Annotated in this window: 27 protein-coding genes; 23 read left to right on the top strand and 4 right to left on the bottom strand. The window is 28.3% G+C overall.

The genetic code is table 11. From position 1 onward, the window contains the following. Positions 1 to 97 precede the first annotated feature (97 nt). The 9 genes from EDD60_RS10065 to EDD60_RS10025 all read left to right on the top strand — a co-directional run bounded on the left by EDD60_RS10065 (position 98) and on the right by EDD60_RS10025 (position 6543). Entirely contained in the window at positions 98 to 979 is an 882-nt protein-coding gene (locus tag EDD60_RS10065) for a MurR/RpiR family transcriptional regulator (protein WP_066446990.1), read from the top strand. 132 nt (positions 980 to 1111) lie between these two features. Next, positions 1112 to 2071 carry an NAD-dependent epimerase/dehydratase family protein gene (locus tag EDD60_RS10060; protein WP_066446989.1) on the top strand — a complete coding sequence of 320 codons (960 nt, stop codon included), beginning with the start codon at positions 1112 to 1114 and terminating at the stop codon, positions 2069 to 2071. A gap of 115 nt (positions 2072 to 2186) precedes the next feature. Beyond that, positions 2187 to 3086: an EamA family transporter gene (locus tag EDD60_RS10055; protein ID WP_066446988.1), complete on the top strand. Its 900-nt coding sequence runs from the start codon at positions 2187 to 2189 to the stop codon at positions 3084 to 3086. A gap of 102 nt (positions 3087 to 3188) precedes the next feature. After that, positions 3189 to 3368, top strand: coding sequence for a type II toxin-antitoxin system Phd/YefM family antitoxin (locus tag EDD60_RS10050; protein WP_066444895.1), 180 nt, complete (start codon positions 3189 to 3191; stop codon positions 3366 to 3368). Further along, positions 3352 to 3495, top strand: coding sequence for a type II toxin-antitoxin system RelE/ParE family toxin (locus EDD60_RS10045; protein ID WP_132226391.1), 144 nt, complete (start codon positions 3352 to 3354; stop codon positions 3493 to 3495). The genes EDD60_RS10050 and EDD60_RS10045 overlap by 17 nt, the downstream gene beginning before the upstream one ends. Positions 3496 to 3652: 157 nt before the next feature. Next, complete coding sequence (locus EDD60_RS16740; RefSeq protein ID WP_082787342.1) at positions 3653 to 3877, top strand: transposase; 225 nt, start codon at positions 3653 to 3655, stop codon at positions 3875 to 3877. Between the two features lie 41 nt (positions 3878 to 3918). Then, positions 3919 to 5145 carry a nicotinamide riboside transporter PnuC gene (gene pnuC / locus EDD60_RS10035; RefSeq protein WP_132226390.1) on the top strand — a complete coding sequence of 409 codons (1227 nt, stop codon included), beginning with the start codon at positions 3919 to 3921 and terminating at the stop codon, positions 5143 to 5145. Positions 5146 to 5219: 74 nt separating this feature from the next. Then, on the top strand, positions 5220 to 5777 hold the full coding sequence (gene efp / locus EDD60_RS10030; protein WP_066444889.1) for an elongation factor P: 558 nt from the start codon (positions 5220 to 5222) through the stop codon (positions 5775 to 5777). Positions 5778 to 5796: 19 nt separating this feature from the next. Beyond that, positions 5797 to 6543 carry an SDR family NAD(P)-dependent oxidoreductase gene (locus EDD60_RS10025; RefSeq protein WP_066444898.1) on the top strand — a complete coding sequence of 249 codons (747 nt, stop codon included), beginning with the start codon at positions 5797 to 5799 and terminating at the stop codon, positions 6541 to 6543. Here the strand turns inward: EDD60_RS10025 and EDD60_RS10020 are convergent. Continuing rightward, on the bottom strand, positions 6540 to 7799 hold the full coding sequence (locus tag EDD60_RS10020; RefSeq protein WP_066444887.1) for a methionine gamma-lyase family protein: 1260 nt from the start codon (positions 7797 to 7799) through the stop codon (positions 6540 to 6542). The genes EDD60_RS10025 and EDD60_RS10020 overlap by 4 nt on opposite strands. A gap of 281 nt (positions 7800 to 8080) precedes the next feature. After that, a complete protein-coding gene (locus tag EDD60_RS10015) occupies positions 8081 to 9265 on the bottom strand; it encodes an MFS transporter (RefSeq protein WP_066444885.1) in 1185 nt (394 codons plus the stop codon). Positions 9266 to 9501: 236 nt separating this feature from the next. Here EDD60_RS10015 and EDD60_RS10010 point away from each other — a divergent pair, with 236 nt between their 5' ends. The 9 genes from EDD60_RS10010 to EDD60_RS09970 all read left to right on the top strand — a co-directional run bounded on the left by EDD60_RS10010 (position 9502) and on the right by EDD60_RS09970 (position 13919). Next, complete coding sequence (locus EDD60_RS10010; RefSeq protein ID WP_066444882.1) at positions 9502 to 10080, top strand: hypothetical protein; 579 nt, start codon at positions 9502 to 9504, stop codon at positions 10078 to 10080. Positions 10081 to 10097: 17 nt separating this feature from the next. Beyond that, on the top strand, positions 10098 to 10388 hold the full coding sequence (locus EDD60_RS10005) for a DUF2695 domain-containing protein (RefSeq protein ID WP_066444881.1): 291 nt from the start codon (positions 10098 to 10100) through the stop codon (positions 10386 to 10388). Between the two features lie 11 nt (positions 10389 to 10399). Further along, a complete protein-coding gene (locus EDD60_RS10000) occupies positions 10400 to 10762 on the top strand; it encodes a VOC family protein (protein ID WP_066444879.1) in 363 nt (120 codons plus the stop codon). 98 nt (positions 10763 to 10860) lie between these two features. After that, positions 10861 to 11139 (top strand): ArsR/SmtB family transcription factor, encoded by a 279-nt coding sequence (locus EDD60_RS09995; protein ID WP_066444877.1) that lies wholly within the window; start codon positions 10861 to 10863, stop codon positions 11137 to 11139. Between the two features lie 63 nt (positions 11140 to 11202). Then, positions 11203 to 12198 carry a permease gene (locus EDD60_RS09990; protein WP_066444872.1) on the top strand — a complete coding sequence of 332 codons (996 nt, stop codon included), beginning with the start codon at positions 11203 to 11205 and terminating at the stop codon, positions 12196 to 12198. 22 nt (positions 12199 to 12220) lie between these two features. After that, positions 12221 to 12484, top strand: coding sequence for an RDAC family protein (locus EDD60_RS09985; RefSeq protein ID WP_066444870.1), 264 nt, complete (start codon positions 12221 to 12223; stop codon positions 12482 to 12484). 3 nt (positions 12485 to 12487) lie between these two features. After that, a complete protein-coding gene (locus EDD60_RS09980) occupies positions 12488 to 12814 on the top strand; it encodes a thioredoxin family protein (protein WP_066444868.1) in 327 nt (108 codons plus the stop codon). 1 nt (position 12815) lies between these two features. Next, the gene (locus EDD60_RS09975; RefSeq protein ID WP_066444864.1) at positions 12816 to 13205 is read left to right on the top strand and encodes an arsenate reductase/protein-tyrosine-phosphatase family protein; all 390 of its coding nucleotides are present in this window, start codon (positions 12816 to 12818) and stop codon (positions 13203 to 13205) included. A gap of 99 nt (positions 13206 to 13304) precedes the next feature. Next, positions 13305 to 13919 (top strand): HAD family hydrolase, encoded by a 615-nt coding sequence (locus tag EDD60_RS09970; RefSeq protein ID WP_066444860.1) that lies wholly within the window; start codon positions 13305 to 13307, stop codon positions 13917 to 13919. Between the two features lie 46 nt (positions 13920 to 13965). Here EDD60_RS09970 and EDD60_RS09965 read toward each other — a convergent pair whose 3' ends face one another. After that, complete coding sequence (locus tag EDD60_RS09965) at positions 13966 to 14772, bottom strand: MurR/RpiR family transcriptional regulator (protein ID WP_066444856.1); 807 nt, start codon at positions 14770 to 14772, stop codon at positions 13966 to 13968. 175 nt (positions 14773 to 14947) lie between these two features. On the opposite strand from EDD60_RS09965, the gene EDD60_RS09960 reads away from it, so the two are divergent. The 5 genes from EDD60_RS09960 (at position 14948) to EDD60_RS09940 (ending at position 20862) form a co-directional block, all read left to right on the top strand. Then, positions 14948 to 16219: a PTS sugar transporter subunit IIC gene (locus EDD60_RS09960; RefSeq protein ID WP_132226389.1), complete on the top strand. Its 1272-nt coding sequence runs from the start codon at positions 14948 to 14950 to the stop codon at positions 16217 to 16219. A gap of 6 nt (positions 16220 to 16225) precedes the next feature. Next, entirely contained in the window at positions 16226 to 17653 is a 1428-nt protein-coding gene (locus tag EDD60_RS09955; RefSeq protein ID WP_066443823.1) for a glycoside hydrolase family 1 protein, read from the top strand. A gap of 98 nt (positions 17654 to 17751) precedes the next feature. Continuing rightward, positions 17752 to 18954 (top strand): class I SAM-dependent rRNA methyltransferase, encoded by a 1203-nt coding sequence (locus EDD60_RS09950; protein ID WP_066443825.1) that lies wholly within the window; start codon positions 17752 to 17754, stop codon positions 18952 to 18954. 50 nt (positions 18955 to 19004) lie between these two features. Beyond that, positions 19005 to 19826 (top strand): MBL fold metallo-hydrolase, encoded by an 822-nt coding sequence (locus EDD60_RS09945; protein WP_066443828.1) that lies wholly within the window; start codon positions 19005 to 19007, stop codon positions 19824 to 19826. Positions 19827 to 19899: 73 nt separating this feature from the next. After that, positions 19900 to 20862, top strand: coding sequence for a COG1361 family protein (locus EDD60_RS09940; protein WP_066443830.1), 963 nt, complete (start codon positions 19900 to 19902; stop codon positions 20860 to 20862). A gap of 21 nt (positions 20863 to 20883) precedes the next feature. Here the strand turns inward: EDD60_RS09940 and EDD60_RS09935 are convergent, their stop codons facing one another. Then, positions 20884 to 21759, bottom strand: coding sequence for a LysR family transcriptional regulator (locus EDD60_RS09935; RefSeq protein WP_066443836.1), 876 nt, complete (start codon positions 21757 to 21759; stop codon positions 20884 to 20886). Positions 21760 to 21846: the final 87 nt, after the last annotated feature.

The following is a 21846-nucleotide window of genomic DNA, read 5'->3' as shown; positions in this document are numbered from 1 at the left end:
ATAAAGCTTTGTTACTATGTCTTTTCTTTATGATTTTATATCTAATTGTTGAAATAAAGTTTCTGTGATAAAATAAATTTAAAGAGGGGCGATTAATGTGTTAATAGAAGAAAGAATTGATGACATTAACTGGACTGCAAATGAAAAAATTGTAATTGAGTTTATAAGAAATAAGCAAGAAAATATAAGACATTATACTACAACAATGATAGCTAAAGAAACTTATACATCCCCATCTATATTGGTTAGAATTGCTAACAAATTAGGTTATGATGGATATCTAGCTTTTAAGGATGCTTATTTGGAAGAAATGACTTATTTAAAAAGTAGATTTAAAAATATTGATGCCAATAAACCTTTTAAAGCTAATGATGATATTATGACAATTGCTAATAAGATTACAAAACTAAAAACTGAAAGTTTAGAGGATACATTATCTTTAATAAATCATGATGATTTAAGGAAAGCAATTAATTTAATTGAAAAATGTGAAGTTATAAAGATTTTTGCTATTTCAAACTTGTGTTTTTTGGCCGAGGAAGCCTGTTTTAAATTTAGACACATTGGAAAAAAATGTGAAACTTACTCTTATAGCAATATGATGTATCAAGAAGCTATAATGTCAGATAGTCAAACATGTGCTATTTGTATTTCTTATTCAGGAGTTTCTAATGAACTTATAGAAACTGCTAAATTATTAAAAAATAATGATGTTCCTATTATAGCTATAACAAGTATTGGAGAAAATGATTTATCTAAGATTTCAAATGTAAAGCTGTCTTTGACAACAAGGGAGAAGTCTTATACAAAGATAGCAGGATTTTCTACAATTGAATCTATTAGTTTGGTTTTAGACATACTATATTCATGCTATTTTGCAAGTAACTTTGATAATCACTTTGCTTATAAAACAAAAGTGGCTGAATCAACTGAAAAAAGAAAGAAAACAAATATTATTATTGATGAAATATCAGATTAGAAAGACTTTCTATAATTTAAAGGATTTTTATAAGGAATTATAGAAAGCCTTTTTTTAATACTTTCAATGTATTTACTTTATGATGCGTATCAATATAATGATGGTGAAAAAAAGAAAAAGAGGAGGTTTGTTATGAAAGCAGTAGTCATTGGCGGGAAGGGACATATTGGAACATATTTATGCCCTATGCTTGTAAAAAATGGATTTGAGGTTGTAAGTATTACACGTGGAAATAGTCAACCATATGAAGATGATTATGCATGGAAAGATGTAGAAAGTGTATTTTTAGATAGAAATAAATGTTCAAACTTTGAGGAACAGGTTATTTCTATGAACCCAGATATAATTATTGATCTTGTTAATTTTAATATTGAAGATACTAAAAAAATGGTAGAGGCTATCAAAAAGTCAAATGTCTCACACTATTTATATTGTTCATCTTGTTGGGCCCATGGGATGGCAGAAATATTACCATTTAATAAAGATGATATGAATAAAGTTCCATTAGACGAATATGGTAAAGATAAATTTGCTAGTGAAATGTATCTTAAGGAAGAATACAGAAAAAATGGATTCCCTGCTACGATTGTAATGCCAGGACAAATATCAGGACCAGGATGGACAATTATCAATCCTTGGGGAAATACTTCTATGAGAGTTATTCAAGATATTGCAGATGGTAAAGAAATTGCTTTACCAAACTTTGGGATGGAAATTATTCATCATGTGCATGGATATGATGTTGCGCAAGTCTTTATGAATGCTATAACACATAGAAATGTATCACTAGGAGAAAGTTTTGATGCCGAAGCTGAAAATAGCATTACTTTATATGGATATGCTAAACATTTATATGAGTTCTTTGGTCATGAACCAAAGATTAAATTCTTGGGTTGGAACGAGTGGTGTGAATACGAAGGAAACAAAGAAGAATGTGAGCATACTTATTATCATATTATACGTAGTGGAACATTTAGCATTGAAAAGGAAAAAAGATTATTAGAATATAAACCAAAATATACAAATCTTGAAACTATAGATTTAGCTATTCAAAGTTATATAGATAGAGGGTTAATTTCTGTCAAAAGATAAAATACATATGTTGAATAATTTTAAATAACTTATTGATTATGAATTCAAATAAAAAAACAAGATTCTTGAAAATAAAAATCTTGTTTTTTAATATATCAATACAAGGAGGAGTAATATGCTCATTGGAATAATATTTATACTATTGTTTGTTTTAGCATCAGGAGGACAAATGTGTTTTAATAAGTTTTATCAGCAAAATGTTGAAAATACCCTGGTGAGTCATTATATTTACTTATTAGTAATGAGTTTTCTTGCAGCTATCTGTTATTATATTTTAGCTGGTTTCAATCTTCAAATAGATACTATGTCTTTTATTTATGCTTTAATGGCTTGTTTGGTTATAGTTGCTTGTCAAATATTAACACTGATATGTATGGCAAATGTTAATCTAACAATGGTTACGGTTTCTACGAATGCAGGCAATTTACTTTGGCCAACTTTATTTGGAATGATCTTTTTAAATGAAAAAATATCTACTACAACAATAATAGGCATTATTTTCATTTTATTAGCGTTTTTTGTGCCATTTATATTTAATTATAATGAAATAAAAAATGATAAAACAACAAAGATTGGATATATCATTTGTATACTGTTATTTTTAGTAAGTGGTCATGTGAATAGTATTAATAAACTATTTACACTAAGTAATAGTTCTACTTCTAATTCATCATATTTATCGTGGATCAATATCATTATGTTTCCACTAGTTTTATTGGCTTTTGTTTTTTTAATAAAGCGTTCTAAACAATCATTAAAAATACTAACAAAAAATATTGATTTTAGATATTATGGTTTTGTGGCAATTGGAACAGTCATTGGCTGTTTTGGAATGTTGTTTTCTTTTGAAGCATTAGCTAGGTTAGATGTATCGTTATATTCACCATTATACTCTTCAATATATATTATTTTTCTAACTATAGTATCAAGATTCTTATTTAAAGAGAAATTGAAGAAAGAAAATTATCTTTCCATTGGTTTAGCGCTTATATCAGTTGTATTTTGTTCAATATAAATGGAATGAATAAGTATGAAGATGTAAAACAGAATCACAAATATAAAAATTCATATGTATATTTATATATAAATATGATATATTATTGACGAGATGATAATCATGGAAAATATTATTATTAAGCCAATATTTGACTTGAGAACTAAATTGTCTGAAATTTCAAAGATTGTTCACGAAACTCGTAAACCTATTTATTTAACTAAGAATGGATGTGGAGATATGGTTCTTATGAGTATGGATGCTTATCAAGATATGATGGAAGAAAATGAAATATATCTTTAAACGTGATTTAAAGGATATTGTAAGATATATACCTATTGATCTTGATAATAAGAAAGCAGCTCATGATATTGTAGAAAAAATACAGGGTAAAATTGAATTGTTAAAGCATAATCCAAAGAATTATTGAACTATTAAAGGCTTTATCTGCTCTGTGAAGATGAAGTAGTATAGCATTGCTCAGGTTTTAATATCCTAGTGACATCCAAACTGAGTGTTAAATTCATTTTTTATTAATTGAAGTAAATGCAGTGAGAACTGTTTTTTAATATAGTCCAACAAAATACATATTTGCTGAACAGCCTGAAGTTAAGAAGGCCTTATGGTGGAGTAGCGAATTTTTTGTTTCGAGTTGTGAGAAGGATACGAGTGAGAAAACAATAAAAGAATATATCAAGAATCAAGGTAAACAAGATTCTTATGAACAAATATTCCTAAAATTATCATCACAATGTTTTCAAATGCCCTACTACAAATATCAAGAGGACATTTGTAAGGGTAGTTTGTTGTAAACGTATTAAAAATGTAAATATATAGGGGAAGAAGGTTTGGTATGATTAAATTTTTTAAGATGAACATGGAACCTAAAAAAAGGTTAAGAATGGTAGAAGTAATATTTTCAATAGGATTATGTATTGCTTCGATTATATCAATTGGATATGGCTTGTATGATATTAATGCTAATGTTGAAAATGCAAAGTTTAAACAAAGTATCCAAATGACCAGAGATACTGATTTAGAAGATTATAGTGAAGATAACACAGTTTGTGCTGTTACTTATACAAATGGTGACAAGCAACTTATTGTTTCTTATTCATATGAAGACTATACTAAATTAAATGATATGACAATTACAGCATATGAATACGAAACAAAAAACGGAACAAAATTATATTTTGATCACCAAAATATAAACAATCAAGAAGTACAGTATTCCTACAAACAAGTAAGAGCTAATGAATTAGCTCCGTTATTTAACTTTGGGATTGCTTCTTTTATCTTGATGTTATCTATTTTAATTATGATGTTATTTGCGAAACAATTTACAACATATGAAAAATCATGGTTTATTTCAATTATGGTTCTAGCAACGGTTTTTTCCGTATTATTCCCAGAAGAAAGTGCTAATGGGGTCAATGGAATTATCATTATGCTACTTTATTTGTTAGATACATTCTTAAATATTCTCTGTGAATTATTGATTTCTAAACAATCACGGTATAATTTTCTTATTTCAGTATTAGTTGAAATTGTTGAAATTGCTATGTGTGTAGTATTAATGTATCGATTTGCTACAATGGCAACAACATTATTTTTCTGGCTGCCAATTGATATTATTAGTTATATAAATTGGTCAAAACACAAGGATGATGAAGAAAATGAATTAACGGTAGTAAGAAAACTAAAAGGATATCAGGAAGTTTTAGTTATTATCGGAATCATTGTTTGGACGTTTGTCATTGGATATCTTATTAGTGGTTTAAATATTGCCACGGATTTTTATAACAATGAATTATTAGAAACATTCATTATCTATATTGATGCTTGTGCCTCAGCTGTAGGAATTGCAAATGGATTGTTTATTTTCTTTAGGTTACAAGAACAGTGGATTGCATGGTATATTTGTGCATTTCTTGAAGCCATTATAAATATTATTTCAGGTCAATATGTTTTATTAGTTCTAAAATTAGGTTATTTTACTAATACAACATATGGTTATATCAAGTGGAGTAGGTATATTAAGGAACATTCAATACAAAAACAAGCACAAATATCATAATGTGTCTTGAGGAATGATGTTAAAATTGATAGAATAAAGTATATATTAATATATTCAAGATGAGGAGTGAAAATATGGCTATATTAGCAGGTGATTTTAAAACAGGATTAACTTTGATTATTGATGGCGATCCTTGCCAAGTTATGGACTTTCAACATGTAAAACCAGGAAAAGGAGCGGCCATCTTAAAAACAAAGATGAGAAATTTAAAAACTGGATCGATTCAAGAAAGAAACTTTAATGCATCGACTAAGTTTGAAGCAGCAAATATTTCAAGAAAAGATGCGCAATATTCATATAAGGCAGATTCTACTTTTTATTTTATGGATCTAGAAACATATGAAACATATGAATTAGCTGAAGATCAAGTAGGGGACAATCAATATTATATTATTGAAGGTTCAACTGTTTCATTAATGTTCTTTGATGGATTATTGTTATCAGTATCTGTTCCTGAAAAAGTAGAATTAACGGTAGTTGAAACTGATCCTGCCATCAAGGGGGCACCATCTAACCAAACAAAAGATGCCGTTACTGATACAGGGTTAACATTACGTGTTCCTCAGTTTATTAATACTGGAGAAAAAATCGTTGTGTTTACAACTGATGGAAAGTATGCAGGAAGAGCTTAATAAGCTCTTTTTTAAAAATATGAATAAAATTGTATTGATTACTGGAGGAGCTAAAGGAATTGGAAAAGCTATAGCTTTAGAATTGGCAAAACAAGGATATGATATTGTCATTAATTATTTGACATCTAAAAAAGAAGCTGAGGCATTAAAAGATATGATTATTGATAATTATGGTGTACGTTGTTTGGCAATTGCAGGAGATGTTTCTAAAGAAGATGAAGTAGATGAAATGGTGTCTTTGATTGAGACAGAACTTGGTGGCGTTGATATTTTGATTAATAATGCAGCCATAGATTTATCAAATTTATTCCATTTAAAAAATGCTGAAGAATTTAGAAGAACATTAGATGTAAATGTAGTAGGAGCATTTAATTGTAGTAAACGTGTTTATCGTCATATGATTGATCAAGAATATGGAAAAATCATTAATATCGCATCAACAAATGGCATTAATACTTATTATCCAATGTGTATTGATTATGATGCATCTAAAGCGGCATTGATTTCTATGACACATAATCTTGCCTTTGAATTTGCCCCTTTTGTTAATGTAAACTGTATTGCTCCTGGCTTCATTGGTACAGAAAATGAACTGGATGGTTATGATGAGCAATTTTTAAAAGAAGAGGTTGAAAAAATCATGGTTAATCGCTATGGGGATCCTCAAGAAGTCGCTTATCTAGTAAAGTTTTTAGTAAGCAAAGAAGCTGATTTTATTAATAATACTGTAATTCGAATTGATGGTGGACAAAAAGGAAGTTGCTAATCCAACTTCCTTTTCATATTTGATAACGCTAATAAAATAGATAATTTTCCATACTCAAAGGTTAAACCACCTTGCATATATAAAGTATATGGTTCAATAACTGGGGCATCAGCACTTAATTCAATTGTACTGCCTTGAGTAAAGCTACCCGCAGCCATAACCTCATCAAAAGGATAGCCAGGCATTGGAGCTGGTAAAACATGGACAAATGAATCAATCGGACTGCTTTGTTGAATACCTTGAGTAAAGTTTACTAAATTCTCCTTAGATTTAAGTTCCAATGTTTGAATAATGTCAGTTCGTGGTTCATCATAGCGGGGAGATACATTTGAATATTCTAGTTTTTCCAACATATAAGCTGTAAATATAGCAGTCTTTAACGCGTTTTTTACGGCATTAGGTGCCATGAAAATTCCTTTAAAAAAAGCATTATTTAAATTGAAATTAGCTCCTAAATCTTTTCCTATTCCTGGAGCTGTTAATCTTTCAGCTACCATATAAACTAAATCTTGATTACCGGCTATATATCCTCCAGTTGGAGCAATCCCACCACCAAGATTCTTCATTAAAGATCCAACAACAATATCAGCACCAACATGTCCTGGTTCTTTAGTTTCTACCAATTCACCATAACAATTATCTACCATAATAATGACTTTATCATTGACTTCACGAATCTTTTTAATGATTCGTTCAATCTTTTCTATTGATAACGACTTACGATGCGAATAACCTCTAGATCTTTGAATTTCAACTAATTTAATATTATTTTCTTTTAAACGTTCAATAATCGTTTGATCATCAAAATCATCATTAATTAATTCGATTTGTTCATACTTCACTCCAGCAGCTTTTAGCGATTGACTTGAATTTCCACTTATTCCAATCATTTCTTGAAGTGAATCATAAGGAGCACCAGACAATGAAATCATAGTGTCACCATGTTTTAACAAAGCAGAAAGAGTGATGTATAAAGCATTTGTTCCACTCATAATTTGAGGACGTACTAAAGCATCCTCACAACCAAGAACAGTTGCAAAAATCTTTTCAATCTTATTTCTTCCCTCATCATAGTTTCCATAACCATTAATATCACTAAAATCAGAGTAAGAAACTTTATTTTCAATAAAAGCAGATAAGATTCGATTAGAATTTATTAGACAAATAGAGTCAATTTTTTCGTAGATGTCATGTAAAACTGTATCAGATTCTTTAGCTAAAGTAAGTAGATCTGAATTTATTTGTTCAAGTAACATAAAAAAACCTCCTATAAATAATACATTGTTTATTATACACATTTCTTGCATTGATATCTATTGAAGAAATATAAATAAATTAAGGAAATAAAAAAACTACATTTGGAGTTGATATTTTCATACCTAATTATATAACAAATTTTAAATCAAAAAAGTCTGCATTTAATACTTATAATAGAAAAAAGTTTTGACGTAAGAAAATTGGCTAAATATATTATTTATTATGATGTGTTTAAATAGTTATATTGCTGATAAAGATGGAAAAGTTAAAAAGATAGAGCTTAATTCATAAATCTTTTTGATCTTATTCCAATCTTTTTAATGAGTGCAATAAACATAATAACAAATCCTATAAAAGTTAAAGTACATGCAAATATAAGCATACTTGTCAACCCAAAAGTATCTTGTAGTACTCCACCAAAGATATTACCAACAGCAGAACCTAATCCAGTTGACATCATACCAATCATTGTTTGTCCCATCATCTGATCTTCTTGTTTTAAATAGTCATTAACATAATAAGTAATCGTTGCCGTAAATAAACCATAAGAAAAACCTTGAAGCATCATTCCAATAAGTAAAATTGGTAAAGATGGAGCTAAACAGATTGTAAAATTTCTTAAAATATAAAATCCAGAAGCCACAAGAATAAGTGTCTCAGCTTTATATTTTTTTAATAAATGATGCGTCATAGACATAACAGGCATTTCACTTGCAGCCATACAAAATATAGCAATTCCATATAATGAAGTGTTACCACCAAGATTCTTTACTATATTAATTAAATATGTAGATAAAGATGTAGAAGCAGCAAACATAAATGCAAATGCAACAAGAATAATAAAGAAAGTTTTATAGTTTTTGATAATCGTAAAGATATTTGATTTATTCTCTTGGGGATTATCTTCTTCAATTTTATAATCAGGCATGGAAAAAAGTAAGACAAGTAACAGAACACTTGATAAAAGATGAACATATCCAATAACAGTAGGGTTTATTATATCAATAAGTTGTCCAACAAGTACAGCTCCAGCAGCATATGATACAGAACCAAGACCTCTAGATAAACCAAAGTTGATATATTGTCCTGCTTTTAAATAATCCATACAGATCATTGATAAAAAAGGAACAATGGAAACAACTAAACTTAATAAACCAATATAAAAGAACATAATAAAAACAACAGGGAGTGATAAAAATGTCAAACAAAAGAAGAAAGAAAACATCATTATATAAAGAATTAAAGTTAATTTTTTAATAGATAAAGAATTAATTTTTGTAAGCAATGAAGAAACAAAAGGAGATAAGAAAATAGAAAAGATAGCTCCTGCTCCTGTAACAATACCTATATCTGTATTAGATAAACCACGATATTGTAAAAACACAGCGACATAACCATAAATAGATAAATATGATAACCAAAATAAGATATGTAAAACATTGTATTTCATTTGTAAATTCTTCATATTTTTTCTCCCGTATTCTATAAATTTATGCACACATTATAGCATAGACGATAAGGAGTAGATTTTGGTTTTTCTTATTATGAAAACCAAATTTAATAGGTTAAGGAATAATGATGGAATATAATTTCTTTGTTAAATCCTATAGAAATTATTGTATGAAGAATAAATATAATGTGAAACAAAGATATATTATGGTATATTAATAGTAGAAATATTATATAGAAGGAATGAATCATATGAATCATCAAAAAAATTCAGTTATTGATATGACTTTTCTTATATCAAGTTTATTTTGTTGTTTATACATATATCAATTATTCAAAGCTAGATTTTTATCCGTATTATTTATTATTCCACTGATAGGTTTTGGTTACTACTTATACAAATATATACAGTGTAGAAATAGAGAACAGGCTTGGGATGATATTAAGAAAAATCTTCTTATATTTGGCATAATATGTATAATTTTATCAGGTATTTCAAAATATACATTAGATACAATTGAATTTTTATCTGGGGTATATGGTTATACAAAAACAGTAGTACTAAATATTTCTGATTATACAAAAATTGATTATTCAAAGAATATAGATAAACCACATATAAAAAGTATGATGATTGCAAATAGAAACCTTTATATTGTGAAAAGTACTAATGAAAATAAAGTATTAAAAATAATAGATGAAATTGTTGATTTCAAAGAAAAACCAAAGTTAGGTTATAATACTTATACAGTAAAGAGTTATAAATATGGAGATATTTGGTTTAAGATACATTATAAAAATCATTATTGTCTTGTGGAAATACATGTTTAATGAATGTGAGGAAAAGGATGAAAAAGTTAACAAAGGAAGAAAAGAAATTATTAATGAGAAAATGGAAAACATCTCAAAAGAAAGAATATCTTTTAAGTAAAGATGAAGTCGAAAAATTGTTTATCTATTTAGAATCACAGTTAGAACAGACACCATGTCAACATACACGCATGCATACAAAGCAATGGTTGAAAAACAATCAGCCACAAGATAAAATAGAAGATATTCTTAATGAAATGGAAGAAATGGGCGGATATTGTGATTGTGAAGTATTATTGAATTGTTATGAAGATTATGATATTGAATAAAAGGAGAACATATGAAACTAAATTATATTACAATTATGGTAAGAGATATTGAAAAATCAATAACATTTTATCAAGAACTTGTAGGACTTAAAATAATAAGAAGATTTAATCCAGGGGCTGGAGAAATAGCATTTTTATCTCATGGAGAAAGTGATACGATGTTAGAAGTTATCCAAATTGATGGAGCTGAAAAGGTATCAACAAAAGGGATGGTATTTAGCTTTGAAGCTAATGAAGAATTAGAAATTCTAAGAGACAAAGCTATTAAGCAGGGATATGCTGTTAGTGAAGTTATTGATCGTAAACCTAAACCAAAACATTTTAGAGTTATAGATCCTGATGGATTGACAATTGAGTTTTCAGAAAAGGAATAAAGAATTATGAATAATAGTTCTTTTTTTATCGAACATATTGATAATTATCGATATGTATGATAGAATCATATCGAAGGATATAGATATGAGGTGATGGAATGAATAAAGACTATGATACAGAAGCAAAAATATTTAAAGCATTTTGTGATCCTAATAGATTAAGAATTTTAGATATTTTAAAAAATGGAGAACATTGTGCATGTAGATTATTAGAAATCTTAGATGTTAGTCAATCTACACTTTCACATCATATGAAAATACTATCTAATGCTAATGTTGTTCATGTGAGAAAAGATGGAAAGTGGTCACATTACTCTCTATCAGAAGAAGGACTTCAATATGCAATTCAATATTTACAAAAATTAAAAGAATATTAGTCGTCTATAAGACGACTAATAAAAAATATTATAAATCGATGTATATCGATATAAGGAGGAATAATGGAAAAGATAGGTTTATTGATACAAAATCAAATTTTAGGAATGAAATGGCTTAATCAACTTATTGGATTTATTTTAAATGGTATAGGGATAAAAGGACAATGGAAAGAAGTACTCCAATTCTTTATCTATGATACAATAAAAATATTTATTTTACTTACAATTTTAATTTACCTTATTTCTTATATTCAAAGTTACTTCCCACCAGAAAGAAGTAAAAAGATTTTAGGCAAATTCGATGGTTTTTTGGCAAATTTGATAGGGGCATTATTAGGAACAGTTACACCCTTTTGTAGTTGTTCATCGATACCTATATTTATTGGCTTTACAAGTGCAGGATTACCTTTAGGTGTTACTTTTTCATTTTTAATATCATCACCAATGGTTGATTTAGGTTCACTTGTTTTATTGATGAGTATCTTTGGTTGGAAAATTGCAGTTGTTTATGTAATTGTTGGACTTGTTATTGCAATTGTAGGAGGAACGATTATAGAAAAGCTTCATATGGAAGATCAAGTAGCTGAATTTGTTAAAAAAGCACAAAATGTTGAAATACAAGCAACCAAGTTAACCTTTAAAGAAAGAAATCAATATGCAAAAGAACAAGTTATTGAAACAATAAAGAAAGTTGCTGTATATATTGTTGTTGGAGTAGGAATTGGGGCTTTTATTCATAACTTTATACCAGAGCATATTATTGAGTCAGTGTTAGGTGGAAATAAACTTTACTCTGTTCCACTGGCTACAATAGTTGGGGTTCCTATGTATGCAGATATCTTTGGAACAATTCCAGTTGCTGAAAGTTTACTGATTAAAGGGGCTGGACTAGGAACCGTATTAGCTTTTATGATGGCTGTGACGACTCTTTCTTTACCATCGATTATTATGTTATCAAAGGTCGTAAAAAGAAAGTTAATGATTGTATTTATTAGTATTGTAACAATAGGAATTATTTTTGTAGGATATGTATTTAATATTTTCTCGTTTATTTTCTAGTTAAGAAGGGAAAGTGATTAATATGGCTACTGTTGTTCATTTTAATATGTTGGTAGAAATCAACCAATTATTAAAAGATAATGGAATTGAATATTCTATTCATTCTATTGGAGCATGTACTTGTGCAGGGTTGAGATTAAGACAAGATGGAAAATCTTATCCATTGCAAAAAATAATTGATTTAATAAATAGATATCTTGAAAATAAATGGATGAAAGTCATTCCTAAAGATGATGATCCATTATATCTTCAAGTTGTCTCAAAATTTGAATATGAAAAGGAGTAAAAGATGAAAATATTTCAAAAAAAGAAAACATGTTGTTCATGTGAAAAAGATTCATTAGAACAAGCTATTGACTTGCAAAAATCATCAGCAAGAATAAAAGTATTAGGGTCAGGATGTGCAAAATGTACAGCCCTAGAAAATAATACTAAAGAAGCATTAAAATTATTAGGTAAGCAAGAATCCGTTGAACATATTACAGACTTTGCCCAAATAGCAAGTTATGGAGTTATGTCAACACCTGCCTTGGTTGTAGATAATCAGGTAGTGACTTTTGGTAAAGTATTAAGTTGTGATGAGATTAAAGAGATTTTATTGAAGGTTGGATTTTAATATGAAGAAAAAAATTGCCTTTGTATGTGTGCATAATTCCTGTCGTTCTCAAATTGCTGAAGCATTAGGAAAAAAGCTTCTTTCACAATATTTTGATTTCTACTCATGTGGTACACAATTAAAACCTCAAATCAATCAAGATGCTGTGAGACTTATCAAAGATATTTATAACATTGATATGGAAAAGACTCAATATAGTAAACTCATGACTGATATACCTACACCAGATATAGTGATTTCAATGGGATGTCATGTAACTTGTCCTTATATTGGTAAAGACTTTGATGAAAATTGGGGTTTAGAAGATCCAACTGGAAAAACAGACGATGAATTTGTAAAAGTTATCTTAAAAATAGAAGAAAAAGTAAAAGAATTAGAAAAGTATAAATAGCTTTTCTTTTTCTTTATGATAAAAAAGACTTTTAAAGAAATTTCATGTAAAATAAAAGAAAGGAAAAATATGAATGATTCATTGAAAAGGGAGGTTATTATGCAATATAAACATATTATTTTTGATTTAGATGGAACATTGATAGATACTGAAGAAGCTATTTTAAAGACATGGCAAAATACTTTAGAAGAATATGGTTACCAGTATACATTAGATGAAATAAAAGTTGTTTTAGGAGTTACAACACAAATTGGATTAGAACGCTTAAATGCAAAAGTAGATGATAATTATGCTCATCGTTGGCAAGAAAACTATGAGAAATATGCTATAGAAGCTCAATTTTTTGATGGTACTAAAGAAATGTTAAAAGCACTTAAAGAAAAAGGGTGTATTTTAGGAATAGTTTCATCAAGAAGTTATAAAGAATATGAAAAATATTTTAGTATGTTTCATTTAGATGATTATTTTACATATAAAGTTTTAGAAGAAGATACAGTGAAACATAAACCAGAAGCAGAACCTTTGCTTAAATATATGGAAATTGCTAAGGCTATGAAAGATGAATGTATTTATATAGGAGATATGCCTAGTGATATCCAATGTGCAAATAATGCTTTTATGGCATCTGGATTAGTCACATGGAATAAATCAGGGGTTATTTGTGATGAAGCAAAATATATTTTTAATAATCCAACGGATTTATTACAGTTATAAAAAAGAACTATAACATTTATTGGTTACAGTTCTTTCATTATATTGTTTATTGTATAGAAGGTTTATATTGAGACAAATAAGCAGCTAGAAGTATAAAAAATGATTGTTCAGTGGATGAAGAATAAATATTAGAACTATATAAGTATGAATTTGGAGGGAAAGAAACGATTTGTTTGATAGGTACCGATAGATTATCTTGCATTGTTAAAATAACAATTTTATCTTGATATTCTTTCATTATTTTTGGATTTATCTGTGAAAATCTTTGTTCAACCCATTCACCGGTTAAGGAAATAATAAAACACATATCTGTTTCATGAATACAATCTTCAATAATTGATAAATCAGCATTTCGATTAATTTCATAAACAATAATATCAAAAGGTCGCATAACTTCTTCAAAGAAATTAGCTGTTGCAAAACCATGCATACCAACAATAATACATACTTTTTTAGCCATTGATAATTGTTTAGCAATTTTATCAATTTGTTTATGGTCATATAATAAATATAAAGAATCATAAAGATTTTTTAAACCATTTGTTATCGTATCATAATATTCTTTTGGAGTTGTATGATGATTAGAAATATATTCAAGATTATTATTTTGAAAGAAAGCATCAGATTTAATATTTGTAAAACCATTATAACCTATTCTCTTACAAAATTTAGTTACAGAAGAAGGTGTTGTATTTGCTAAATAAGCAATTTCCTCAATTGTAATATCAGGAAATTCATATAAACGATCTAACATAACTTTAGCAATAATGAAATTAACATCAAACTTCTTTATATTAAATAAATACTCACTCAATCTTATTTTTAAAGTAACTTTAATATTTTCATTATTCATATCAATCAGCTCCTTTTATTTATTATAATCAATATACGTTTTTTTGTATATATAATTGAGAAAAAGTATTTTCCAAAACTGGAAAACGCTTTAAATTGAAAAAAAGATTGCTCTCAAATATAATGAAACACGTAGATAATCATGATTATAAAAAATAAAAAAAGGAGAGAATAAAATGAACTTTTTTACAAGCTTTCTGGAACAAAAACTTGTACCAGTTATGAATAAAATTTCTAATCAACGTCATTTAGGGGCAATCAGAGATGGCTTAATTGCAACAATTCCTATGACTATTGTAGGAGCAATTGCATTATTATTAGCAACTCTACCATGGCCAGTATCTTATGCAGCATTCATTGCTGACAATCCAAAGATTTCAAATGTTTTAATACTTATATTTAACATGACATTAGGGCTATTATCAATTTATGTAAGTTTTGGTATTGGTAAAAAATTAGCAGAATCTTATGGTCTTGATTCATTATCAGGTGGTTTGATAGCAACTCTTTCATTCTTAACAACAATTGGATTTACAACATTAGATGAAGGGGCATTCTTAGCAACATCATACTTAGGTGGTGAAGGAATGTTTACTGCTATTATCACATCATTATTTGCAGTAGAGATTATGCATTTATGTGATCGATATAATTTAAAAATAAAAATGCCTGATTCAGTACCAAAAAATGTTGGAAGCAGTTTTGATTCATTGATTCCAATTTCTATATCAGTTGTCATTATTGCTATTGTTGTTCATTTCTTTGGTTTTGATATCAATAAAGTTATATCTACAGTAATAACACCAATTTTAAGTTCATCATCAGATTCCGTTTTCTCACCAATTATTTATGTGGTATTAACAGGATTAATGTGGTTCGTGGGTATTCATCCTGCAGTTTTAGCAGCAATTATGTCACCTGTTTGGACAGTCAATGCAACAGCTAATATGGAGATGACTGCAGCTGGATTAGCAGCAACTCATACCGGAGTGCAACCATTTATCTTTACGTTTTTATGGATTGGTGGAGGTGGAGGAACATTAGCGCTATGCTTATTTATGTGTTTCTCTAAGAGTAAATCACTTAAGAGTTTAGGACGTTTAGCTCTTGTTCCAAGTTTCTTTAATATTAATGAACCATTGTTATTTGGATTACCAATTGTTTTAAATCCTATTTTAATTGTTCCATTTATTATGGCACCATTAATCTGTACATTTATTACCTACTTTGCATTTACAAGTGGAATTGTAACAGGAATGGCTTATCCATTAGCTGCTCCATGGAATTTTCCATCGTTCTTTGCTGGTCCAATTTGTACAGGAGATTTAACAGGTTTATTCTTAGTCATTGTAAACATGATAGTAATGGGACTTGTTTATTATCCATTCTTTAAAATTTATGAAAAGAAAACATTAGCTGATGAAGGTTTTGTTGAAGGGAAGGAGTAATGTAAAATGAAAAAAAATGTAAATAGTTTTCCAAAAAATTTCTTTTGGGGTGGAGCAGTTGCTGCTAACCAATTAGAAGGTGCTTATCAAGAAGGTGGTAAAGGATTATGTATTGCAGATATTAATGAATTTAAAGGAAATTTACCACCTGAAAAAAGATCAAATAAAGAATTAAGTTCTGTTGAAGTAGAACAATTATTAAATAAAAAAGATGGTGTTTTTCCAAAACGTTATGGTATTGATTTTTATCACACATATAAAGAAGATATTCAATTATTAGCTGAAATGGGAATTAATTCTTTTAGAACTTCAATTAACTGGGCAAGAATATTTCCTAATGGAGATGATTTACAACCAAATGAAGAAGGTTTAAAATTCTATGATGATTTATTTGATGAATTATTAAAATATCAAATTGAACCCTTAATAACAATTTCACATTATGAAATGCCATTAAATATTGCTATGAAATATGATGGTTGGTATAATCGTCAAACAATTGAAATGTTTACAAAATATTGTGAAACTATCTTCAAAAGATATAAAGATAAAGTTAAATATTGGATTCTTGTTAATCAAATTAATTTAATTGAATTTGAATCATTCAATCATTTAGGAATACCAAGTGATCATGTAGATAATTTAATGGAAGCAAAATATCAAGGAATTCATAATGAGTTAGTGGCTTGTGGTAGAGCTATTAAAATTGGAAAAGAAATCAATCCAGAATTCCAAATTGGAGCTATGACATATTATGCTAATGCCTTCCCAGAAGTTGGAAGTTCAGAAAATATGTTAGCAGCACTTAAACAAAATCAATTACAATATTATTATACAGATGTAGAAGTCAGAGGTTATATTCCTTCATATATGTATCGTTTCTATGAAGATAACAATTTAAATATAGAAATCACAAATCAAGATATTGAAGATTTAAAAAATACTGTTGATTTTATTTCATTCTCTTACTATTACACAATGAATATTAATTCACAAGGAGAAACAATTCCAAATTCACATATTAATACAAAGAATGAATGGGGATGGGGAATTGATGCTGTTGGATTAAGACTAGCTTTAAATGAATATTATGATAGATATCAATTGCCAATTATGATTACTGAAAACGGAATGGGATTCTATGAAAAAATCGATGAAAATGGAAAGATTCATGATAAATATAGAGAAGCATTCTTTAGAGCACATATTGAACAAATGAAAGAAGCTATTCATGATGGAGTTGAATTAATTGGATATTATCCATGGGGACCAATTGATTTAGTAAGTTGTTCTTCTTCAGAAATGGAAAAACGTTATGGATTTATTTATGTGGATCTTGATAATAACCATCAAGGTAGTGCTAAACGTTATATTAAAGATAGTTATTATTGGTATAAAAAAGTTATTGAAAGTAATGGTGAAAATTTAGAATAAAAGATTTAGCTATCAATTTAAGATTGATAGCTATTTTATTTGTGAAATGATAGGAAGTATAGTAGAATATATCCGAAATCATAAAGTGAGGTAGAGATATGAAAAGAAATTATCCTAAAGTTGTTATCTCAAAAGAGGGTGAACAATGGTTAGATAAAGGTCAAATGTGGATGTATAGAAATAATCTTGAAAGTATGGATGAGGATATTGAAAATGGTGCATTAGTAGATATTGAAACAAGACAAGGACGTTATTTAGGAACAGGCTTTCTTTCTAAAAATAGTCATATTACAGTGCGTATTCTATCTAAGGATTTAAATGATACTTTTGATCGTAAGTTTTTTAAACAAAGAATCCAGTTTGCCTATCAATTTCGTAAGACATTAGAAGCTGATAATATTACAAATTGTCGATTGATCTTTGGTGAAGCAGATCAATTACCAGGATTAACTGTTGATAGATATAATGATATTTTAGTAACACAAATTAGTTCTTATGGTTTAGAGATGATTAAAGATATGATTTATAAATTATTACTAGAAGTTTTAAGTGAAGATGGACAAGATGTCAAAGGTATCTATGAAAGAAATGATATTAAAGTACGTAGTAAAGAAGGACTTCCATTAGAAAAAGGATACTGGAAGAATGCACAATTACCAACCAAGACAGTTATTAATGAAAATGGGTTGAAATTAAATGTTGATGTGGAAAATGGACAAAAGACAGGCTATTTCTTAGATCAAAAATCAAACCGTGTATTATTAAGAAATATGTCCCATGGAAAAAGAGTATTAGATTGTTTTAGTCATACTGGTGGTTTTGCATTAAATGCTGCATTTGGAAATGCTAGTGAAGTAGTGGCTGTAGATGTATCACAAACAGCTCTTGATCAAGGTTATGCTAATGCTAAGTTAAATCATTTAGAAGATAAAATAACTTTTGTAAAAGATGATGTCTTTGATTATTTAGATAAATGTGAAGAAGGTCGCTTTGATATTATCGTTTTAGATCCACCAGCTTTTACCAAATCAAGAAGAACAATAGATCATGCATATAATGGTTATAAAAAAATCAATATGAAAGCAATGAAACTACTAGGACGAGGTGGTTATCTTATAACATGTAGCTGTTCACGTTTTATGGAAACAGATAACTTTGAAAAAATGTTAAGAGAATCAGCACATGAAGTCGGAGTAACACTAAAGCAAGTATCAGTCACTCAACAAAATCATGATTATCCGATTCTTTGGACGATGGAAGAAACATCATATTTAAAATTTTATATTTTTCAAATTATTTAAAACCAAAGTCTTTTGATTTTGGTTTTATACTCTAAAAGGAGAATATTATTATGTTATTAAAAACATTAGTAGAGAATACATCAATATCATCATCTTTTCAACATAAACATGGCATATGTTTTTATATAGAAGTAGAAAATCATAAAATATTATTTGATTTAGGACCTAATGATTTATTTATTGAAAATGCTAAGAAAATGAATGTTGATTTAAAACAAATAGATACTGTGATTATTTCACATGGACATGTAGACCATGCAGGAGCGTTACAAAGTTTTTTAAAAATCAATCATCAAGCCAAAATATATGTACGAGAAAATGCTTTTGAAGAACATTTCAATAAATTCTTAGGAATTCAAAAAAATATTGGAATTGAACCGAAATTAAAAAATCATCCACAAATCATACTCACTCAACAACAAACAATAATTAATGATAATATGATATTATTTTCAAATATCAAAACAAAAGAACTTTTACCACAAGCAAATCTTTCTTTATATAAAAAAGAAAACAATCAATTTGTATTAGATGATTTCACTCATGAACAAAGTCTGATTATCAAAGAAGGAAAGAAACGAATTTTAATAAGTGGATGTTCTCATGCAGGAATTATCAATATCAAAAATGCAGCTGAAAATCTCATCGGAGAGAAGCTAACCCATGTTATTGGGGGATTCCACTTATATAATCCTGTATCCCATAGATATGAAAAACAAGAGTTTATTAATCAGTTAGCCAATCAACTTAAACAACAGCCAATACAATATTATACTTGTCATTGTACAGGGCAAAAAGCTTTTAATATATTAAAGAATCATTTACAGCAACAAATCCATTATTTATCCACTGGAAGTATATTAGAATTATAAAATTATTTTTGTGATAACTTTATGTTGTGAATAATTTGGTTTGATGTATACTGATGATAAAGGTGGGGATAAAATGAAGAAATTAACGAAATATTTATTAGTATGTTTGATGGGTTTGAGTGTTGTAGGATGTAGTGGGAAAAAAGATCAGTTGTCTATTGAGTGGGAAAAAGAGAATAAATTTGCTGATATTGTTTCTTTTCAAATTGAGTATATAAGTAAAACTAGACAAGTGGAACCAGATGTTATTGGCTCTTTCTATACTTATTATAAGCCAGATAAAGCAACAGATGTCTTATTAGATGTTACAATGCAAATGAAGAATTTAAAGAAAGAAGATTTAAAATTATCAAGTGAACTTCAAGGATCATTGAAAATTGATGGTAAAAGCTATGTTGTTCGTTTTGGGGCAGTTAGTGCAAATGGAAAGACTATTAGTAATGGTGGAACAATTGGAGTAGATGAAGTAAAAAAAGTTCATTGTTATACTGAAATAGATACAGCATTAATGAGTAAAGAAATGACTTTTGAACTAAAAACAAAGGATGAAGATAATGAACAAACAGCTGCTTTATCTTTTCAATTTGATGATGTGAATAGTCATTATAAAACAAAAAACTTAAAAGAAACAATTACTTTTGATGGCGCTGGAGAAGTTACATTTGAATTAGTTAAAGAAGCTAAGAAATTAGAACCATCAAAACCAACAGGTATTTATACTTATTTTAAAGTTAAAAATGAAAACAAGAGCTTTGTGATAATTCCAGCAAAAATTAAAAACACCACAGATGGCGAAATACCTGCATCAAACATAGCAACAGTAACTTTAATTGATGCGAATCATCTAGAATATCGTGCAAGTGTGGTCTATGAATATGATAATAAAGAAAATTTAACTCAAGCAAGTTCGATTAATCTTAAACCTGGGCAAAGCGCCACAGTTTATTATAAGATTGAGGTGAGTGAAGAAGTTGCAAAGGGTGAAAAATCTTTAAGAGTTGATCATGGTGGTCAAGTTTATCTTATTAAACTATAAAAAGTGGCATTTGCCACTTTTTTAGTTAAATTCTTTTTTTAGGATTTCTAAGAAAACTTCTGCTGGTCTAGCAAATGGCTGATATTTTTTCCAAATAACCAACATTCCTGCTTCTAATTGAGGAGACAAGGGTTTAAAACATAAATCTTTTCCCTCTATATTTATAATATCTTTAAGACATAAGGCATAAAAATGTCCTTCTTCTACAAGTAATGATGCATTATATAATAAATTATAGGTCCCAACAATATTTAATTTTCTTTGATTACCACCAATCCATCCAGCCAGTTCATTTTTTACCATAGTTTGATTAGAACAAAGTAAAGGCTTATCACGTAAATCATTAGGAGTAATAATTTCATTATTCGCTAAAATACTATGATTAGACATCAAGATTCCCCAAGTATTCATATAAGGTAACTTCAAATAATCATATTTCTTCAATTCAACAGGTTCAATCACAATCGCAAAATCTAAAATTCCATCTTCAATTTTATGATACATTTCATCAGCATTCCCACTATACAAATGAAACTTCACATGTGGGTACATTAATGCCATCTTATCAATAGCCTTAGCTATCAATCTCATTCCATCACTTTCACTACACCCAATATAAATATCACCCGTTAACAATTCCTCACTTGCCATAATCTCTGATTCAGTTCTTTCTACAAGACTCGTAATTTCTTCAGCACGCTTCCTTAATAATATTCCTGCTTCAGTTAAGCTAATACGACGTTTTCCTCTGATAAATAATTGTTTACCAAGTTCATCTTCTAAATCTTTCATTTGTCTTGATAAAGTTGGTTGAGTAATATGTAAAAAATCTGCTGCGGCAGAAATATTTTCTTCACGGGCAATTGCTAAAAAATATTGCAAAGTTCTTATCTCCATTTATCGTCACCTCTATCATTATTATATTTTTAATTGTTATGCCTTACAAGTATAAAAGAAAAACTCATCTTACAAATAAATTTATTC

Origin of the sequence: Longibaculum muris (assembly GCF_004343035.1) — a bacterium.
Classification (GTDB): domain Bacteria; phylum Bacillota_I; class Bacilli_A; order Erysipelotrichales; family Coprobacillaceae; genus Longibaculum; species Longibaculum muris.
Note: the sequence above shows the minus strand (reverse complement) of the source record. Positions and strands in the feature narration are given on the sequence as shown.

What these genes read in the sequence shown, in the direction of transcription:
- EDD60_RS10060 (WP_066446989.1), top strand. Translation starts at nt 1,112, where the DNA reads ATGAAAGCAGTAGTCATTGGCGGGAAGGGACATATTGGAACATATTTA.
- EDD60_RS10055 (WP_066446988.1), top strand. Translation starts at nt 2,187, where the DNA reads ATGCTCATTGGAATAATATTTATACTATTGTTTGTTTTAGCATCAGGA.
- EDD60_RS10050 (WP_066444895.1), top strand. Translation starts at nt 3,189, where the DNA reads ATGGAAAATATTATTATTAAGCCAATATTTGACTTGAGAACTAAATTG.
- EDD60_RS10045 (WP_132226391.1), top strand. Translation starts at nt 3,352, where the DNA reads ATGAAATATATCTTTAAACGTGATTTAAAGGATATTGTAAGATATATA.
- pnuC (WP_132226390.1), top strand. Translation starts at nt 3,919, where the DNA reads ATGATTAAATTTTTTAAGATGAACATGGAACCTAAAAAAAGGTTAAGA.
- efp (WP_066444889.1), top strand. Translation starts at nt 5,220, where the DNA reads ATGGCTATATTAGCAGGTGATTTTAAAACAGGATTAACTTTGATTATT.
- EDD60_RS10025 (WP_066444898.1), top strand. Translation starts at nt 5,797, where the DNA reads ATGAATAAAATTGTATTGATTACTGGAGGAGCTAAAGGAATTGGAAAA.
- EDD60_RS10020 (WP_066444887.1), bottom strand. Translation starts at nt 7,799, where the DNA reads ATGTTACTTGAACAAATAAATTCAGATCTACTTACTTTAGCTAAAGAA.
- EDD60_RS10015 (WP_066444885.1), bottom strand. Translation starts at nt 9,265, where the DNA reads ATGAAGAATTTACAAATGAAATACAATGTTTTACATATCTTATTTTGG.
- EDD60_RS10010 (WP_066444882.1), top strand. Translation starts at nt 9,502, where the DNA reads ATGAATCATCAAAAAAATTCAGTTATTGATATGACTTTTCTTATATCA.
- EDD60_RS10005 (WP_066444881.1), top strand. Translation starts at nt 10,098, where the DNA reads ATGAAAAAGTTAACAAAGGAAGAAAAGAAATTATTAATGAGAAAATGG.
- EDD60_RS10000 (WP_066444879.1), top strand. Translation starts at nt 10,400, where the DNA reads ATGAAACTAAATTATATTACAATTATGGTAAGAGATATTGAAAAATCA.
- EDD60_RS09995 (WP_066444877.1), top strand. Translation starts at nt 10,861, where the DNA reads ATGAATAAAGACTATGATACAGAAGCAAAAATATTTAAAGCATTTTGT.
- EDD60_RS09990 (WP_066444872.1), top strand. Translation starts at nt 11,203, where the DNA reads ATGGAAAAGATAGGTTTATTGATACAAAATCAAATTTTAGGAATGAAA.
- EDD60_RS09985 (WP_066444870.1), top strand. Translation starts at nt 12,221, where the DNA reads ATGGCTACTGTTGTTCATTTTAATATGTTGGTAGAAATCAACCAATTA.
- EDD60_RS09980 (WP_066444868.1), top strand. Translation starts at nt 12,488, where the DNA reads ATGAAAATATTTCAAAAAAAGAAAACATGTTGTTCATGTGAAAAAGAT.
- EDD60_RS09975 (WP_066444864.1), top strand. Translation starts at nt 12,816, where the DNA reads ATGAAGAAAAAAATTGCCTTTGTATGTGTGCATAATTCCTGTCGTTCT.
- EDD60_RS09970 (WP_066444860.1), top strand. Translation starts at nt 13,305, where the DNA reads ATGCAATATAAACATATTATTTTTGATTTAGATGGAACATTGATAGAT.
- EDD60_RS09965 (WP_066444856.1), bottom strand. Translation starts at nt 14,772, where the DNA reads ATGAATAATGAAAATATTAAAGTTACTTTAAAAATAAGATTGAGTGAG.
- EDD60_RS09960 (WP_132226389.1), top strand. Translation starts at nt 14,948, where the DNA reads ATGAACTTTTTTACAAGCTTTCTGGAACAAAAACTTGTACCAGTTATG.
- EDD60_RS09955 (WP_066443823.1), top strand. Translation starts at nt 16,226, where the DNA reads ATGAAAAAAAATGTAAATAGTTTTCCAAAAAATTTCTTTTGGGGTGGA.
- EDD60_RS09950 (WP_066443825.1), top strand. Translation starts at nt 17,752, where the DNA reads ATGAAAAGAAATTATCCTAAAGTTGTTATCTCAAAAGAGGGTGAACAA.
- EDD60_RS09945 (WP_066443828.1), top strand. Translation starts at nt 19,005, where the DNA reads ATGTTATTAAAAACATTAGTAGAGAATACATCAATATCATCATCTTTT.
- EDD60_RS09940 (WP_066443830.1), top strand. Translation starts at nt 19,900, where the DNA reads ATGAAGAAATTAACGAAATATTTATTAGTATGTTTGATGGGTTTGAGT.
- EDD60_RS09935 (WP_066443836.1), bottom strand. Translation starts at nt 21,759, where the DNA reads ATGGAGATAAGAACTTTGCAATATTTTTTAGCAATTGCCCGTGAAGAA.